The organism is Klebsiella planticola ATCC 33531 (genome assembly GCF_000735435.1).
GTDB classification, from domain to species: domain Bacteria; phylum Pseudomonadota; class Gammaproteobacteria; order Enterobacterales; family Enterobacteriaceae; genus Klebsiella; species Klebsiella planticola.
Genome location: NZ_JMPP01000041.1, coordinates 1 through 15,900 on the forward strand (window position 1 = coordinate 1; position 15,900 = coordinate 15,900).

19 protein-coding genes are annotated in these 15,900 nt (G+C 53.6%); 17 read left to right on the plus strand and 2 right to left on the minus strand.

The features are described from left to right. The 16 genes from GRPL_RS09210 to GRPL_RS09145 all read left to right on the plus strand — a co-directional run. A partial coding sequence (locus GRPL_RS09210; protein WP_032699776.1) for a type II and III secretion system protein family protein occupies positions 1 to 871 on the plus strand: 871 nt, incomplete at its 5' end. 35 nt (positions 872 to 906) lie between these two features. Then, a complete protein-coding gene (locus GRPL_RS09205; RefSeq protein ID WP_032699778.1) occupies positions 907 to 2,043 on the plus strand; it encodes a CpaE/TadZ family protein in 1,137 nt (378 codons plus the stop codon). Between the two features lie 56 nt (positions 2,044 to 2,099). Further along, entirely contained in the window at positions 2,100 to 3,389 is a 1,290-nt protein-coding gene (locus GRPL_RS09200) for a TadA family conjugal transfer-associated ATPase (RefSeq protein WP_032699779.1), read from the plus strand. After that, positions 3,386 to 4,291, plus strand: a complete 906-nt coding sequence (locus GRPL_RS0125790) for a type II secretion system F family protein (protein WP_080718632.1) — start codon at positions 3,386 to 3,388, stop codon at positions 4,289 to 4,291. Before GRPL_RS09200 ends, GRPL_RS0125790 begins: the two co-directional genes overlap by 4 nt. 7 nt (positions 4,292 to 4,298) lie before the next feature. Then, positions 4,299 to 5,144, plus strand: coding sequence for a type II secretion system F family protein (locus tag GRPL_RS09195; protein WP_032699780.1), 846 nt, complete (start codon positions 4,299 to 4,301; stop codon positions 5,142 to 5,144). Then, positions 5,132 to 6,436 (plus strand): tetratricopeptide repeat protein, encoded by a 1,305-nt coding sequence (locus GRPL_RS26285; protein WP_050500318.1) that lies wholly within the window; start codon positions 5,132 to 5,134, stop codon positions 6,434 to 6,436. Before GRPL_RS09195 ends, GRPL_RS26285 begins: the two co-directional genes overlap by 13 nt. A 35-nt stretch (positions 6,437 to 6,471) precedes the next feature. Next, positions 6,472 to 6,933, plus strand: coding sequence for a hypothetical protein (locus GRPL_RS09190; protein ID WP_032687580.1), 462 nt, complete (start codon positions 6,472 to 6,474; stop codon positions 6,931 to 6,933). 31 nt (positions 6,934 to 6,964) lie between these two features. Further along, a complete protein-coding gene (locus GRPL_RS09185) occupies positions 6,965 to 7,330 on the plus strand; it encodes a roadblock/LC7 domain-containing protein (protein ID WP_032687582.1) in 366 nt (121 codons plus the stop codon). A gap of 44 nt (positions 7,331 to 7,374) precedes the next feature. Continuing rightward, positions 7,375 to 7,935, plus strand: coding sequence for a GTP-binding protein (locus GRPL_RS09180; RefSeq protein ID WP_223306627.1), 561 nt, complete (start codon positions 7,375 to 7,377; stop codon positions 7,933 to 7,935). Continuing rightward, positions 7,935 to 8,408, plus strand: coding sequence for a roadblock/LC7 domain-containing protein (locus GRPL_RS09175; protein ID WP_032699781.1), 474 nt, complete (start codon positions 7,935 to 7,937; stop codon positions 8,406 to 8,408). The genes GRPL_RS09180 and GRPL_RS09175 overlap by 1 nt, the downstream gene beginning before the upstream one ends. Then, positions 8,401 to 8,796: a hypothetical protein gene (locus GRPL_RS09170; protein ID WP_032696133.1), complete on the plus strand. Its 396-nt coding sequence runs from the start codon at positions 8,401 to 8,403 to the stop codon at positions 8,794 to 8,796. Before GRPL_RS09175 ends, GRPL_RS09170 begins: the two co-directional genes overlap by 8 nt. A gap of 54 nt (positions 8,797 to 8,850) precedes the next feature. Beyond that, the gene (locus tag GRPL_RS09165; protein WP_032699782.1) at positions 8,851 to 9,276 is read left to right on the plus strand and encodes an A24 family peptidase; all 426 of its coding nucleotides are present in this window, start codon (positions 8,851 to 8,853) and stop codon (positions 9,274 to 9,276) included. A gap of 89 nt (positions 9,277 to 9,365) precedes the next feature. After that, positions 9,366 to 9,791, plus strand: coding sequence for a hypothetical protein (locus GRPL_RS09160; RefSeq protein WP_050500319.1), 426 nt, complete (start codon positions 9,366 to 9,368; stop codon positions 9,789 to 9,791). Then, complete coding sequence (gene tadF, locus GRPL_RS09155) at positions 9,769 to 10,374, plus strand: tight adherence pilus pseudopilin TadF (protein ID WP_127624825.1); 606 nt, start codon at positions 9,769 to 9,771, stop codon at positions 10,372 to 10,374. Before GRPL_RS09160 ends, tadF begins: the two co-directional genes overlap by 23 nt. A 29-nt stretch (positions 10,375 to 10,403) precedes the next feature. Beyond that, entirely contained in the window at positions 10,404 to 12,167 is a 1,764-nt protein-coding gene (locus tag GRPL_RS09150; RefSeq protein ID WP_155274636.1) for a TadE/TadG family type IV pilus assembly protein, read from the plus strand. Between the two features lie 24 nt (positions 12,168 to 12,191). Beyond that, entirely contained in the window at positions 12,192 to 12,827 is a 636-nt protein-coding gene (locus GRPL_RS09145) for a lytic transglycosylase domain-containing protein (RefSeq protein ID WP_032687597.1), read from the plus strand. A gap of 165 nt (positions 12,828 to 12,992) precedes the next feature. Here GRPL_RS09145 and GRPL_RS09140 read toward each other — a convergent pair whose 3' ends face one another. Further along, positions 12,993 to 13,463 carry a helix-turn-helix domain-containing protein gene (locus GRPL_RS09140; RefSeq protein ID WP_032687699.1) on the minus strand — a complete coding sequence of 157 codons (471 nt, stop codon included), beginning with the start codon at positions 13,461 to 13,463 and terminating at the stop codon, positions 12,993 to 12,995. A gap of 117 nt (positions 13,464 to 13,580) precedes the next feature. Continuing rightward, the gene (gene ydeE, locus GRPL_RS09135; RefSeq protein ID WP_032687598.1) at positions 13,581 to 14,777 is read right to left on the minus strand and encodes an efflux MFS transporter YdeE; all 1,197 of its coding nucleotides are present in this window, start codon (positions 14,775 to 14,777) and stop codon (positions 13,581 to 13,583) included. A 193-nt stretch (positions 14,778 to 14,970) separates the two neighbouring features. Here ydeE and eamA point away from each other — a divergent pair, with 193 nt between their 5' ends. After that, positions 14,971 to 15,870, plus strand: a complete 900-nt coding sequence (gene eamA / locus GRPL_RS09130; RefSeq protein ID WP_032696139.1) for an O-acetylserine/cysteine exporter — start codon at positions 14,971 to 14,973, stop codon at positions 15,868 to 15,870. Positions 15,871 to 15,900: the final 30 nt, after the last annotated feature.

A 15,900-nucleotide genomic window follows, 5' to 3' on the forward strand; every position in this document is an offset into this window, starting at 1 on the left:
CATTAACCGCTTACAGCTTCCGTCCTCGAACCAGGTCAACGTCAAGCTGACCGTGGTGGAAGTCAGCAAAGAGTTTACCGACAACCTGGGCATCGAGTGGAGCAGCCTGACGCTGGACAGCATCATCAACGGCGGCGGAAATAATGGTATCAACACCAACAGTCCTGGGGTCTTTAATCTGCTGGGTTTCCGCCGCGGTTTTGACGCCGGAAATATCAGCACCCTGATTAACGCAGTCAAAAATGACGCTATTGCCCGGGTGCTGGCGCAGCCGAACCTCACCGTGCTTTCCGGAGAGTCCGCCAGCTTCCTGGTGGGCGGCGAAATTCCGATTATGGTCAAGGATCAGGACTCGGTCACCGTGCAGTATAAAGAGTACGGTATTCGCCTGAATATCACCGCTAAGGTCGAAAAACGGCAGAAGATACGTCTGTATGTCTCCAATGAGTTAAGCAGCGTCACCGGCTCATACGCCTATAACGACTATCAGATCCCCACCATGCGCACCCGACGTTCCAGCTCTACCATCGAGCTGGCGGATGGCGACAGCTTCGTCATCGGCGGCTTATTAAGCGAGGCGGATAAAGAGTCGCTCACCAAAGTGCCGTTTATCGGCGATATCCCGGTTCTTGGGGCGCTGGCCCGCAGCTCGATGACCGAAAGAAGCAAAAGCGAACTGGTGGTCTTCGCCACGGTGAATCTGGTGAAGCCGCAGGCAGAAGCGGCAGCCCGCAAAATGTCGTTGCCGTCCTTTCGCCGCAGCTCGGTGGAAAAACTGTTCTTCAATGTCGGCGTCGACCAGAAAATGCGCGAAGACCGTTTAAATAGTGATGCCGGACGCTTTCTGGAACAGGGCGGCTTTGCCCGCTAACCGTCTCGCGTCATTAAAATATTCTGGAGTGAAAGATGAAGTTGTTTTCGGATGCCAAAAAGAAAAGCGAGCCAGAAGCCGCGCATAAAGCGAAAAAGGGGGCCGGGCAGTCAATTATGGTCATCTCCCCCGATAAAGAGATGCTCTCCGATATTTGCAGTTTGTTATTAATCAATAACTTTAATAACGTTATCAGCCACCCGCTTGATTTTTTTGCGCTGCAGGACGACAGCATTTTACGCGGTGCCGCGACGGTGATCATTGATATCGGCAGCTGCAATGACGTCACGTTGATATGTGAAACGGCCACGTTGCTGATCCCTGCCAGCGCGCGTCAGGTCTTTCTCGGCCGCAATGACTCGATTGCTTTTGCCCAGGCGCTGATGAGCGCCGGCGTCTGCTATCTGCATATTCAGTCCCAGCTGGCGCAGCTGGCCGGGCAGCTTCAGCAGCCTGACAGCGCCCTGGCGATGCGCAGCATGATGAAAATCAGCCTGTTGGGCTGCAAAGGCGGCGCGGGTACCACGACCGTGGCCTGGCAGCTGTTTCAGGCCATCGGTATGCAGACCTCGATCCCCTCGCTGTTGGTGCAGGGCGCCAGCGGCAGCCGGGATCTTGATTTAATCACCTCCCGCACGTTGCCCAGAGACGGGGCGATCACGGCGATGGGGCCCCATCAATCCGCGCGAATTGAACCGCTGGATGCGGCCTGGACCTATGAGGATAGTCACTTTAATGCGTTCAATCTGGTGATGTTCGATCACGGTGTCTATAGCCAACCCTATGAACATCTTGAGACGGTCTTTACGCACTCCAGCACCTTGATTCTGGTGGTCAACCGCGATCTGAGCGCGCTGCGGGTGGCGAAGTATTTACTGGATGAGAAGCAGCGCGTTGACCTGTCGCGCGGCGGCAAAGAGCTGCGGGTCTTCATCTGTCTCAATGAGAATCACCCCGCGCACGGCGATGAGCTGCGTAATGACGATATTGAGCAGTATCTGGGGTGCCCGCTGGCGGTGATCAATCCGTGGAACGTGAAGAAAAACCAACCGTTGTCGGCCACCCCGCTGTGGCGTTTTGCCGCGCAGAGCCTGCTGGGTAAAGCCGAACCTGAGGCGGCAAAGAGGAGACTATTTTCGTTATTCACATTACGTCCCGATCGCAACTCATAGCGGATGGCGAGTTTCGCCATCCGGCGGGAAGATAACTTTTAAGGATAACGAAAACGATGGATACGGAGAGCTTTGAATCCCTGCTCTATTTTCGCGAGCAGGTGCTGAAGAGCGTTGATTTAGAACGGGTTGATGCGTTGCGCCACGACCGGGATGCGCTGTTTCGTGAAATCAGTGAGGTGATCACGCGGCAGGTGAACAGCAGCGGCAGATATTTATCCTCCCGCGCCAGTCACGATCTGTGTGAGCTGGTTACCGATGAGATCACCGGCTACGGCCCGCTGCGGGAATTAATGGAAGACGACACCATCAGCGATATTTTGGTTAACGGGCCGGATCGCATTTTTGTCGAGCGTTTCGGCAAACTTGAACAGGTTGATAAACGTTTTCTCAACGACGTTCAGCTCACCGATATCGCCCGGCGACTGGTTTCGCGGGTGGGGCGCCGGGTCGATGATTCCCAGCCGCTGGTGGACGCGAGGATGCCGGACGGCAGCCGCCTGAACGTGGTGATTTCACCGGTGGCGCTGGATGGCGCGTCGATCTCCATTCGTAAGTTCGGCAAGGGCAAGAAATCGCTGGCCGACCTGGTGGAGTACGGCAGCATGAACGAAATGATGGCCAATTTTCTGGTCATCGCCAGCCGCTGCCGGGTCAACATTATCGTCTCCGGGGGAACAGGGTCGGGAAAGACCACGCTGCTTAACGCGATGTCGCAGTACATCAATGAAGATGAACGAGTGCTTACGCTGGAGGATGCCGCGGAGCTGCGTCTACAGCAGCCGCACGTGGTTCGCCTTGAGACGCGAATGGCCGGTTCGGAAAACCAGGGGGTGGTGAATATGCGCCATCTGGTGGTGAATGCGCTGCGTATGCGCCCGGACAGGATCATCGTCGGCGAATGCCGCGGCGAGGAGGCGTTTGAGATGCTGCAAGCCATGAACACCGGTCACGATGGTTCAATGTCCACCCTGCATGCCAACTCGCCGCGCGATGCGCTGGCGCGTCTTGAGAGCATGATCATGATGTCCAGCGCCTCGCTGCCGCTGGCGGCTATACGCCGCAATATCGCCTCGGCGGTCAACATCATCGTCCAGGTATCGCGCCTGCCGGATGGTTCGCGCAAGGTCATCAATATCGCCGAGGTGATGGGCATGGAAGGGGACAATATTATCCTGCAGGACATTTTCAGTTTCGGCGCCGACGCGGATCGCAACGAGTACGGCAAGATTCAGGGGACGTTTACCTGTTTTGGGTTGCTGCAGCGTTCGGCGGTTTACCGCCAGGCGCTGGTACACAGCCTGCTTGAGCCTTTAAAACAACTGTTCGGGAACCGGATGCCATGATGATGATCATTTTTAGCTTTCTGCTGCTGGCCGGGGTTATCCAGCTGGGGCTGTGGTATCGCCAGCAGAAGCGTATGCACCGTTTGCAGCAGGCGGACGCCGCCCGCAACCGGGTGGAGCTGACGAGGCGGCTGATGCGTAATCCGCTGGGCGGCTGGTTATCACGCATGATGAGCGATATGCGTCTTCATCTGCTGGGCAAACAGCGCAGTACCGCCTTGCGCCATGGGCTGATTCTGCTACTGGTCCAGGCCACCAGCCTGTACGTTAACCAGAATTACCTGAACCTGAGTCCGGCTATTATCCATCCCGCATTCTTTGTGCTGACGCTGTACGGTCTCTATCTCAACAGCAAGAAAAAAATGCGCCTGCAATTTGATGCTCAGTTTTCGGAAGCATTGAATATTATTAACAGCTCAATCCGCGCCGGTAACTCGGTTATTCAGGGGATTGAGCAGTGCGGGCAAAAAATTGACGGCGTGCTCGGGGATGAGTTCAGACAGATTTCCCAACGCCTGGAAATTGGCGAGGATGTGGAAAGCGTGTTTATGGCCTCGTGGCGACGCCTGCCGTTTAGTGAGTACTACTTTTTCATCATTACCGTACAGCTGAACATGAAAGGCGGGGGTCAGGTCAAAGAGGTGATGTCGCGTCTGGGCACGCTGATCTCGAACGCCCGGGTGCTGGAGAAGAAAAAATACGCCATGACGTCAGAAGTCCGCATGTCAATTAAGATCCTGACGGCGATTCCCATTTTTTTCTTTTTCTTTATGAAATACCAGTCGCCGGCTAATTTCGACATTTTACTGCACCACCCGACGGGCCAGATAATGCTCTATTACGCCATTTGCAGCATTCTGCTGGGGCTGCTGATTGTCTGGATGATGATGAATAAAATATAGGTGGCATATGTTTTATATTATTGCGCTGACGCTGCTGGTTTTGGGCGCCGGAGGGTTAACGCGGGTCTGGCTGCTAAAACGGCGCCGGGAGCGTATTTATCACCTGCTGGAGCAGAGCAGCCAGCAGTACGCTTTTATCCCGCAGGATAATACGACGCCGGTTGAGCGAATAATGAGGAAAACAAGTCGCCTCGTCTCATGGACCGCGATGCTGGATAAGAATATTGTTGCCAAGGCATTAACTGCATTAGCGCTCACGATGCTTTTGTTTTTAATTGACGTCTCAGGGATCTATACATTTTCCCGGGATATTTTATTTCTTTGTATTTTATCTGTAGTCGTTGTCGTTATTTTGCTACCTAATCTGCTTAAAGAGATGACCATCAAAAAGCATATGAAAAGGATCTCTGATGACCTGCCATTTGTTATCGATATGCTGGCAGTCTGCGTGCAGTCCGGGATGACCATTGAAAAAGCCTTACGCTATATCGCCGACAATACCTATGCCATTAATCCCAATATCGCCACCCTGTTTGACCGGGCGATGCTCAAAACGGAGGTCAACGGGATTAACGCCGCGCTGGAGCAGCTTTATGAGGAGGTGCCGGGGACGGAGGTCAGGATGCTGTGTTCGACCTTACAGCAGAGTATTAAATACGGCTCGTCGATATATCAGGTGTTGATCGATCTGTCGAAAGAGATGCGCGAACTGCAGCTGCTGCATACGGAAGAGAAGGTGGCCAGCCTGTCAGCAAAAATGACGTTGCCGATGATCGCTTTCATTATGTTTCCGCTGCTGGTTATCGTTGCGGGGCCAGGCATTATCGGGATGGTGTCAATATGGTCAAATTAATCTCTCTTACGGCGTTACTGGCGCTCTTTGTGTTGTGTGGATGCCAGAGTCAAACCGGCAGCGGTGGTGAACTCAATGATAGCCAGCGTGAATATATTCTCAGTAAGGTCAATAACTATAATGGCTTGATCAAGCTTTACCGTGAAAAGCTCAGCCGTAAAGAGGATAAAGATACCCGGTACCAGCTGGCGGAATACTATTATCTGGCGGAGGATTTCGACTCTTCCCGCCAGTATTTGCAGCCGCTGATCGCCAACAATCCTGATGAGCGGGCGTTATTACTGGCCAGTAAAAATCTGATGGAGCTCGGGAATTATAGCGATGCGCAGGCGATGGTTTCCGCTGTGCTCAGGCAGAACCCCACAAGCGGGGAGGCCTGGAATATGCAGGGGATCCTGCTGGCGCAAGATGGCGATTTTAGCGGCGCCGCCCGGGCGTTTAATCAAGCGAGGCAGCGCTTTGTTGATGACGATATCGTGATTAACAATCTGGCGATGCTGGCCATCATGCAAAACGATTACGCCACTGCCAGAGACTATCTTTTTTCTCTCTATGGCAGGGGGCATGCGAGCCAGAAAGTGCTGCATAACCTCGTCTACGTGCTGGTGAAGCTCCAGGACTTTAACGGTGCCGAAAGTATCCTGCAGCAGGAAAAGATGGCCGGCCGTAGCGAAGGGCTGATGGAAGCCCTGGCGAAAGTGAATCCGCGTCCGCTGGTGCGGTCCGCTGCGCCTTCAGCCCCGGCCCCGGTGTCGGTCGCGAAAAGCGCTGCGCCAGCGGTGAAATCTGCTGCGCAGGCCGGCGTTGCGCCGCCGGTGGTCAGCACCACTGCCGCTGGAGGTAGTCCGGTCTCCGCTCAGGATGAGATCGCCCGGCTGCTGGATAATCAGCCGACGGTGAAGCCGGCAGGGCTGCCGGAAAAGGCCTCGCTGTCGTTAACCAGCGGTCTGAAAGACGTTTCTGCGGTTCGCTCCGGGCGCCATCCCGGCTATTTCCGCATGACGCTGGAATCGCAGCATGCCATTAATTTCCGTGAACTTCCCAGCGCGGATAAAAATAAGCGTATTTTTGAATTACAGAATGTCAGGCTAGGGCATGCGTTGCTGCGGGCGGCGAACGATATTCCCAGGGAATACCCTAACATCAACAAATTGACGTTTTATCAGAATCAAACTGATGCGGTTTTAATTGAGTTTGAATTTACCCACTCACTGGCCAAATCGAAGGTATTCCGCATCGCCGCGGGTAAGATTCCAGGGGAACGACTGGTATTTGATATTTATTACGGCTGAACCGCCGGATCTGCTTTTATACGGAAATAATTATTATGAAAATTTATGAATACAAAGATCTGCTGGTGCAGGTACCGGCGGGCGTCACGCATCTGATGATCGGCGCGGATGGAGTATTACGCGGCTATCGCAACAGGCCGGATATGTCGTTACCCCGCCCCTGGGAAACCACTGACAGTATTATTCCAGGCGTACTGAACTGGGAAAAATCACACGCTGAGATTGTCGCGCTGCGGGAATACTCTCCGGTTATTATCCACGAGTTTGCGCAGCCGGGAACCGAACGTTTCCGTGTCGGCGATAAATATACGCTGCATGCGACTATCAATGAGGAACTCTGTTTGACCTCAGAGGTTCATGCGGTGGTCAGTTGCTATACGCCGGGCATGAAGCCATGGTGCCAGATATTAAAACTGAAGGTCGAAGGGCTCTCTATCGACAATATCTTGCTGGCAAATGTTAAAGAAGTTCTTCATGACTTAAAGGTCACTGATTAATTACAACAGAATGAAATGACAGGAGAAAATAATGGCTGAAATGGAAAAGTTACTCGATGGACTGGTTAACCTTGATGGTGCGCTGGGCGCGGCGCTGGTCGATGCGCGTAATGGCATGCTGTTGCACGGCGTGGGCTCCGCCGGTCTGGATGTCGAAATTGCCGCCGCGGCCATTACTGACGTTCTGCGCGCCAATATCAAGATGCTGAAATTAATGGCTACCGGAGATGAGGTGGAAGACATCCTGATTACGCTGGGTAAACAGTACCACATACTCCGACCGGTGAGGGCCGTGGATGGGGTATTCGTTTATACCATTCTCGATCGCCGCAATGGAAATCTGGCGCTGGCCAGACGCAAAGTGACGGACGTCGAAGAGGCCATCGTCATTTTATAAGTAACCCCGCCGGCGTTAAGCCGGCGGAGGACATAAGGTTCGGGATGATGAAAGACTATAAGGTGATCCTGGTAGGGCGCAGCGGTTCAGGTAAGACCACGGCTATCCGTAGTGTCAGTGAAATCAACGTCGTGTCAACGGACGTACGGGCCTCGGACCGTGTTGTGGCAGAGAAAGAAACCACCACCGTGGGTTTTGACTACGGCGAACTGACTATTCCTGGGGGGCAAAACCGGATGCGGCTTTACGGCACTCCGGGGCAGGAACGCTTCACGTTTATGCGCGATATCCTGGAACGCGGCAGCGCGGGGATTCTGCTGCTGGCCGATAATCACCGGCCTGACCCGCTGGCGGAGACTCGCAGCTGGTTGCAGGCGCTGAAATCCGGCCCGTTGCCGGGGAATGCGATCGTGCTACTGGGCATCGTTAAATGTGATTTGTCCCCCTTACCTGATATTGAACAATACCAGCGCTTGCTACGGGAGGAAGGTCTGTGCTTTCCGGTCGCTACGCTGGATGCACGCAGCCCGGAAAGGGTTTTATTTCTGCTCAAGGTGCTGTTTTGCCAGCTTGAGCGTGCCAGAAATGAAGAGGTTTATTCCTGATGACAAGCATACTTCCTTTTGCGATTGAAGATGCCGGTACCCTGTCTACTGAACTCAGCCAGCATATTCAGCAACTGCTGCTCGAGTTTGCCCGGAACCATCCCGTTATGGGGGAGCTACTGGTGGCGACCGCAGATGGTTACGAAGTCGCGGCAGTGCTCAAAGAAGAGGACCCCGGGAGGTTACATAAAATCGCGGCGATGACCAGCTCCTTGCTCGGGGTGGGCGCCGCGATGCTGAATGAAATCGATGCCGGAGGGCAGAAGGCCATCACCGTCGAGGGTGAAAGGGACAATATCCTGCTCTGGCAGGTCTCTACGCAGCGTTTTCCATTATGTCTGACTGTGGTGGCCTCCGCGCAGGAGCCCCTCGGGCAACTATTCTGGCTTCTGCGCCAGTTGGCGGCGGCCATTGCTGAGATTTGCCATGCGCAGCCCGATCTGCCGCCGTCACAGGAATATTATTATGAATGATCCGTTAACAATGTCCTTCGCCGTCAGATTATGCTCGGCAGACATGAGCTGTGGTTTTATTTCCGTTACACCGGTACTGGATAACAGGGCAGAATTAATTCAGCAGCGCCTGAACTGGTATCACCAATGGCTACACTCGCTGAGTTGCCAGTTGCAAAAAGAGAGGCCGGTTCCGCAAGATATTTTCCCGCTTCTGCTGCAGCAGGCGGTTGAATTAACGGCTGCCGATATTCTTAGTGATGCTATTGCGCTGGCTCCAGTGCTTTACGATCGCGACAGCAAAATCATGGAGAGCGTAACCACTTATTTTTCCTGGCTCCAGACATGCACTCTGTCGGGCCCGGAAGATAATGACATGACGGTGCTCGAGAACCCGTCCACTGAATAAAAAGTGACGCGGTTAAAATCATACTTTTATGACGTGCGGAGAGCGAGGATTATCGTGGATATCGTTTGGCTATTGACTGCCGGTATTAGCGGAGTGCTTATCTATATTTGCTATATGGATATCCGCTGGCGGCGGATTCCTAACCGGGCCACGCTGCTGATACTGCTGCTCTCCTGTCTCGCAGGATTTACGCATATGCCATATCCGGCGTTCATTCTCCCCGGCATCCTGCTGGCGCTGGGTTTTATCGCCGTGATGGTGAAGTTGATGGGCGCCGGGGATATTAAGCTGGTGTGCGCGCTGGCGGTGGCGCTGTCAGTACCGGAGACCGGTAATTTTTTGCTGCTGACGGCCATCGCGGGTATTCCCGTCTCTCTTGCCAGCCTGCTCTATTTTTATTTCTTCGCCCGCGAGCAACGCGCGACGGTGCCATATGCGCTGGCCATCAGCTGCGGGTACTGGCTACAGGCGTGGGTATAACCATTGGTGAATGTATGTTAACAAAGATAACAAGCGGCCTGCGTCGTTATTTATGTGATGAACACGGCGTAGCGGCTATGGAATTTTCCATGGTGTTTATTCCTTTTATTATTTCGATACTTTTTATTGCTGAGATGTGCCGGGTGGTTTTTATTTCCTCGGCGCTGGATCTGATTATCGCCGAGTCGGGGCACATTGCCGCTATTACCCGGGTGCCGGAAAACTATCAGCACTATTTTAATGATGAGATAAATAAACGTATGGCGGACTGGCCGCTGATTTCACGCGATGTCCATGTCGAGCTGTCGGTGGCCTGGTGTGACAGTATTTCTGCGGTGCTTAACCACGCCTGCACCACCACGGATGCGCGCAATAAGCCGCTGGCATTTTATAACGTGACCACTGATTATCAGCCGCTGTTTTTTTTCTTTCCTTCCCAAAGTGTCATCCGTGAACTGAGCCGCAAGATTTTACTGGTACAGGAATTTCAGCGTGAGACAGAAAATGATGAGTAAAACGATGGGCGCTATACAACGCTATTTGCGCGACGATCGTGGATCCGTCGCGATTGAGGCTGGTCTGTACTTCGTCGTCTTTTTTTTGCTATGTGCGCTGCTGGTGGATTTCAGCGCCGTCTTTCTGAATAAAAGCTACCTCGAACGGGTAACCCATTCGCTGGCCAGCGTTGTGCGCGAAAGGTCCGCCTTTTACGGTGAAAAAGAGGAGCTAAGCCAGCAAGAAGTCAGTGACCTCTACGAACTGGCCGGCGTTTTACTGGAGGAGAGCCGCCTGGCTGGCAGCCGTTATCAGCTGGTGGTGGAGGCCGTCTTTTTTCAACCCAGCGGCAGTAAGGCGCAAAAAAACGTGTTGAATACCCAGTCTTTGTCCCAAGGGACCGGGAGCTGTCGCAGCCGACTTGCGATAACCAGTACGCAGATTGCGGATCTGTCGCCGTGGGATACGAAAGGGCGCTGGCTGCCGGTTTATCAGGTGACGATATGCCTGCCGGGCGGCGAGAGCATGTTTAAACGCGCGCTGAATAGCGTCGGAATAGAGATCGGCGATATTGCCATCAGCAATGCGGTGATCCCGCGTTAATACCGTTCCTTATGGGCGAGGTGAAAATTATGCGAAGCCGGTTTTTACGGTTTATCGTACGTCTTTTGCGTCAGGAGTACGGCGCGATAACCGTGATGTTTGCCATTATGTTTCCGCTGTTAATGATGTTCTATTCGGTGGCGTATGATGGCGCTAATTTACAAAGCAGTCGCGCCAGGCTGGCGGATGGCCTTAATCAGGGCGTGCTGGCGGTGGCCATGGTCGATAACCGCAATAGCACCGCCGCGGATAAGGCGGAGAATATTACGCTACTGCATAACTACCTGTCCTACTATGTGCCGGATGCGACGATCGCCAAAAACGATCTGACCGTTGCGGTAGAAGTGAACTACAGCACGACGGAAACCGGCAAACTTGACTCCGTGGACTATACCGCCAGCGGGAAAGCCAGCATGCAGCCAATAATCGGCGCGCAGCAAGAGGTCGGTTTTGACTCCGCGGTGGATATTCGTGCCGACAGCGGCGCGGGGGTGGTCAGAAAAACATTTGAAGTTGTCAGATTTCCGACTGATTATGCTCTGGTACTGGATTTTTCGGGGTCAATGCAAGACGTTTCCTCAGAACCGGGAATGACAAGAATTGCATTGCTTCGTAAGGTTGTGACTGATTTCATCAGTGACATATTAAATGATGAGTCTGTTAGTAATACGGTTAGCATTATTCCATTCAGTATTGGTGTGCCGGTTATCCTGCCTGGTGAAAATATTGCGGGTGGGGTAAGCGTGGGTTGCTCTTTTGTGGGTAAGCTAAAACAACAGTATCAAAAAGTCGATCTTGATTTCTGGTATAATAAATTCTACATAAATAATTCTAATACGCCTGCTGAGAAGGCTCAATCTTATAGTTATGACCATGCATTATATAACTATTATCAAGATGTGATTGGCCCGGCTACCGGCCATACTATTGATAATATGGTTACAAAAGGGTGGTGCGTCAAAAATACGAATTATGGCAGTAGCTTTGGCAAAGATCTGTACAGCTGTGATGCCGATCCGCGTTCAAGACTATTTGAACACTATGATGAGTTTCTCGAATCGCGCGCAGCAGCACATGATTTAATGCTGTGGGATGGCGTAAGTTATGCAATAACCAATAATGAAACTCTGGATTATGAGGGCATGTTTACCGATGGTTTTATTTTTTCTGAACAGGCGGTTATCACCTTTAAATATATGATTGGTTCGCGGTCGATGCGTCCTTTTGCTCTGGATTGCTATTCTGCATTTAACGCAATGGATTTTAGTTACGAGATGGTAAATCTCCTGAAGGATAAGACGGCAAAACCGAAGTCTTATCTTATCGAATTAACTAATGACATTAATATTATTGATGAATTTAATAACATGAAAATAGTTGATGGTTCACCCACTCATGTTACTTCAGGTCTACTTCGATCCCTGCCGGTGATTGCCAAAGGCACTAATCCCCGAAAAGCGATTATTGTGATATCCGATGGTATTGATTCCGGTAGCAGCACCAGGGGACCCTATGCGATGACCGAGCGGCTATTTAAAACGTACGATCTTTGCAAACGAGTCAGAGAAGGGCTGCTGCGTTACCCTGAGGGAACACCTACCCAGGCGGCCGATATCTTTTTTATTTTTACGGTTAATAATTCGGAAACTGCTCATGCTCTCGATCTCTGGCGCAATTACTGCGCAGGAGACAACGTTTTTCTCGCCACCAACTACCAGGACATTATTAACGTCCTGACGGGGATTGCGAAAAAATCCTCGGTGAAATTTATCAATAAAAATGAGCCGGAATAACCCCCCGCGTGACAGGAGGTCAGAGTGTTGGATTTGGCTGTTTTGGCTAATCAGTGTGCGCCAGACATCGCGCCCCAGGTACTGGAGCGTTTAATGAAAGTGGAGTCGTCGTTTAATCCTTACGCCATTGGCGTGGTGGGCGGGCGACTGGCGCGTCAGCCCCGGCATAAGGAAGAGGCTATCGCTACCGCGCAGTATCTGGCACAGGCGGGCTGGAATTTTTCGCTGGGGCTGGGCCAGGTGAACCGCCATAACCTCGACAAATACGGACTGGATTATGAAACCGTCTTCGATCCTTGTCATAACGCCCGTGCCGCTGCAGGTATTTTTAATCAATGCCTGCGCCGCGCTTCGGTCAAGTTTTCAGCGCAACAGGCGCAGCTGGCGGCGTTTTCCTGCTACTACAGCGGCAATTTCCGCCGTGGCTTTCTTCCCGAAGGGCAGACACAGACCAGCTACGTAGACCGGATCATGGCGGTGAAACCGACGCTGACAGCTGGCAATGCCGCGCCCATTGCGGTGATTCCGGATGGGCAATCCCGGCCAACGGCGAAAGTCCCCGCCGCAAAAGAAAACCGGCAAACGACGCCTGGAGCCAGGCTATCCCAGGTCGCCGGCGCTTCATCCCATCGAGGGGTGAAAGCTCTGCGGGGTGATTAGCCGGGGTATGCCTGCGGCGGATGATTCTGGTCGGCGTCATGCTCTGGCAACGAAGTCTCCCCGGAGGCGGCGCGCGGCGCCTTATCCGGCCAGGTGCTAGCAGAGGGCTGGAACCGTAGCCCCGCTCAGCGTCAGCACGAGCGGGGGATAGCGGCAGGCTAAAAACTATTTACGCAGCAGCCGCTGTAACCGCGTCTGACGCCAGCTGCGGATCCATCCGCCGAAAACAAACAATCGCAAACCTCTCACCAGCAGCAATGCCCCCCAGATCCCAGCGACCCAGGCAGACCAGTAGTTGCCTGGGTCGGTAAACCGGTTAAGTAAAACCAGCAACACGCACACCACCACGGCGGTCGATAACGAGCGGAAAAAGCGGCTTTCCTGATGCACGCGCGCTTTTGCCTCTTCGATACGTAAATCGAGAGACTCTTCATGGCCCGCCGGGGAGTCACCGGTGATATCGGCAACGTTAACTTCAAAGACGGCGGCAAGGGCGCTCAGCGTTTCCAGCCCTGGGCGATCGCCGTTCTCAATACGCTGGATAGTCCGCACGCTGAGGCCGGCAAGTTCTGCCAACTGCTCCTGGGACCATGCGCGCTGCAGACGTAATTGTTTAACCTGATTACTGCTGTTCATCATGTCTATCTCCGGGTGAAAACCTGAGATGGAGTGTGGCGCGGGGCACTGTCGGGCACCACGATCCGCAGCCGACAATTGCCCGACATTAACCCGACAGCCGCATGACGCCTGGGGTTACGCGTTGACGGCCGAACAGCCATTCTGCCACGGACGGACTTTCATTCCGCGGAAGATCATCAGCCAGGCAACGATAATAGCCAGCATCAGCACCACAAACAGCGACCAGTGCGGCATATGGGTCAGGATAGATCCGGTAATCATCGGGTTGAAGGCCGCTCCCAGCCAGCCCAGCGACTGGGCGGAAAAGTAGCTCGCCTTCATGCCGGCGGGGGCAATGTTATCAATCAGCATATACTCGCCGGGCGCGTAAATGACCTCGCCAAGCGTAAACACGGCGGCAGATATCCCCCATAGCAGCAGGCTGCTGTCGGAAAGAATAAATCCCCCCAGACCGAGGACGAAACAGAGCGTACCAAAGGTCATGAGCGGGCGAATATTGCTGGCGCTTAAGCGGCGGCCGACGGCGTACTGCAGCGCAACCACCACGGCGGCGTTGACCGGGAGCACCACCGCCACCACCTTTTCGGCAAAATCGCTATCGGCGACCACCAGCACATACTGTGAAATACAGGAGGCGAATGAGCCGCCGACGAACGAGGCCAGCAGACCGGAAAGCGTAAACCACATCAGCGCGCGGTCGCGCAGTAACACGGAAGGCGACCATTGGGTGGCATTATCCTGAGCAATAGCCGCCGAGGTGCGCTGAACGAAGAGCTGAATACCAACCAGCGGCAATGCGGCGCAGGCCGCCGCCAGCCAAAATGGCAGGTTGATGCTGTGCATCACCAGCAGCGTGCCGATGGGCGGGCCGACGGTCCAGCCGATGTTCAGGAAGGTATAGTTGAGCGAGAAGATCCGCGCTTTCTTTTCCGGCGACAGGACATCGGCAAACCAGGCCTTCAGCACGGTGGAGAAAACGGAATAGGCGCAGTTGATCAGGGCAAAGAAAAACACCACCAGGCTTACGCTATTGACCAGCGGAATCGCGATAAAGCCGCAGATAAAGGCCAGCACGGCGATCAGCATATAGCGCTTTTTATCAAACTTATCGGCCAGAATGCCAAACCCCATACTAAAGACGACGCCGACGGTGAGGGCGATGGAGAGCGCATAGCCAATTTTATCCACCTCAAGCTGGTACTGGCGGGTGAGGAAGATGGTCATAAAGGGCAGCGTTGCGCCACGGCCGATAGTCAGCAGCAGCGAAGACGCCAGCAGCGCGATGGTGGAGCGCCTGATGGTCGGTATCATGTTCTTTGCCTGATGAAATGTTATTTTTATGTTGTATTGCTCACAAATACCATGCTCTCAGGACCTTGTATAGCGCAACCCGGTGTCATCACGTGCTTTGACACCCTGCTAAAAATAATGATCTATCCGCCGGCCGCTTTTTTGGGTACTTTGATTTTGTTCACAAAAATTCATATAACAACAGAGGCAGGGTATGACACGTAAAGACGGGCTGCTGGCGCTGCTGGTGGTAGTGGTGTGGGGGCTGAATTTTGTGGTGATTAAGGTCGGACTCCACAATATGCCGCCGCTGATGCTGGCGGGACTGCGTTTCTTACTGGTGGCCTTTCCGGCGCTGTTGTTTGTTGCCCGTCCTAAAATCCCGCTGCGTCTGCTGCTCGGCTATGGCCTGACCATCAGCTTTGGTCAGTTCGCCTTTTTATTCTGCGCCATCGGTCTTGGGATGCCGGCCGGGTTGGCCTCTTTGGTGCTGCAGGCTCAGGCGTTCTTCACCATTATTCTTGGCGCCTTTGCCTTCGGTGAACGCCTGCAGGGAAAACAGCTGGCCGGGATTGCGCTGGCGATTTTTGGCATCCTGGTGCTGGTGGAAGCCAGCCTCGGCGGCCAGCATGTCCCGGTCGTCGGATTTATGCTGACTCTGGCAGCGGCGTTGAGCTGGGCGTGCGGGAATATTTTTAATAAGAAGATCATGTCCCGCGCCGAGAAACCGCAGATTATGTCTCTGGTGGTGTGGAGCGCGTTGATTCCGGTGCTGCCGTTTATGCTGGCGTCCTGGGCGATCGATGGCCCGCAGACGATGGCGGCGAGCCTGATTCATATTGATATGCTGACCGTGCTCTCGCTGCTTTATCTGGCGTTTATTGCCACGATTGTGGGCTACGGCATCTGGGGCTCGTTGCTCGGGCGCTATGAAACCTGGCGAGTGGCGCCGCTGTCGTTGCTGGTGCCGGTAGTGGGGATGGCCAGCGCCGCGCTGTTGCTCGGCGAAACGCTGAACGGCTTGCAGCTGCTGGGCGCCGTACTGATTATGGCCGGGCTGTATATCAATGTTTTCGGCCTGCGGGTCTGGCGGACGGGCGCGGTTCCGAGATAAGAAAAGCCCTTATATCTGGACAGGGATGTG

Coding starts and splice junctions, on each gene's coding strand:
- ydeE (WP_032687598.1), bottom strand. CDS start 14,777: ATGATACCGACCATCAGGCGCTCCACCATCGCGCTGCTGGCGTCTTCG.
- eamA (WP_032696139.1), top strand. CDS start 14,971: ATGACACGTAAAGACGGGCTGCTGGCGCTGCTGGTGGTAGTGGTGTGG.
- GRPL_RS09170 (WP_032696133.1), top strand. CDS start 8,401: ATGAATGATCCGTTAACAATGTCCTTCGCCGTCAGATTATGCTCGGCA.
- GRPL_RS09175 (WP_032699781.1), top strand. CDS start 7,935: ATGACAAGCATACTTCCTTTTGCGATTGAAGATGCCGGTACCCTGTCT.
- GRPL_RS09195 (WP_032699780.1), top strand. CDS start 4,299: ATGTTTTATATTATTGCGCTGACGCTGCTGGTTTTGGGCGCCGGAGGG.
- GRPL_RS09160 (WP_050500319.1), top strand. CDS start 9,366: ATGGTGTTTATTCCTTTTATTATTTCGATACTTTTTATTGCTGAGATG.
- GRPL_RS09190 (WP_032687580.1), top strand. CDS start 6,472: ATGAAAATTTATGAATACAAAGATCTGCTGGTGCAGGTACCGGCGGGC.
- GRPL_RS09205 (WP_032699778.1), top strand. CDS start 907: ATGAAGTTGTTTTCGGATGCCAAAAAGAAAAGCGAGCCAGAAGCCGCG.
- GRPL_RS09180 (WP_223306627.1), top strand. CDS start 7,375: ATGATGAAAGACTATAAGGTGATCCTGGTAGGGCGCAGCGGTTCAGGT.
- GRPL_RS0125790 (WP_080718632.1), top strand. CDS start 3,386: ATGATGATGATCATTTTTAGCTTTCTGCTGCTGGCCGGGGTTATCCAG.
- GRPL_RS09150 (WP_155274636.1), top strand. CDS start 10,404: ATGCGAAGCCGGTTTTTACGGTTTATCGTACGTCTTTTGCGTCAGGAG.
- GRPL_RS26285 (WP_050500318.1), top strand. CDS start 5,132: ATGGTCAAATTAATCTCTCTTACGGCGTTACTGGCGCTCTTTGTGTTG.
- GRPL_RS09185 (WP_032687582.1), top strand. CDS start 6,965: ATGGCTGAAATGGAAAAGTTACTCGATGGACTGGTTAACCTTGATGGT.
- GRPL_RS09140 (WP_032687699.1), bottom strand. CDS start 13,463: ATGAACAGCAGTAATCAGGTTAAACAATTACGTCTGCAGCGCGCATGG.
- GRPL_RS09200 (WP_032699779.1), top strand. CDS start 2,100: ATGGATACGGAGAGCTTTGAATCCCTGCTCTATTTTCGCGAGCAGGTG.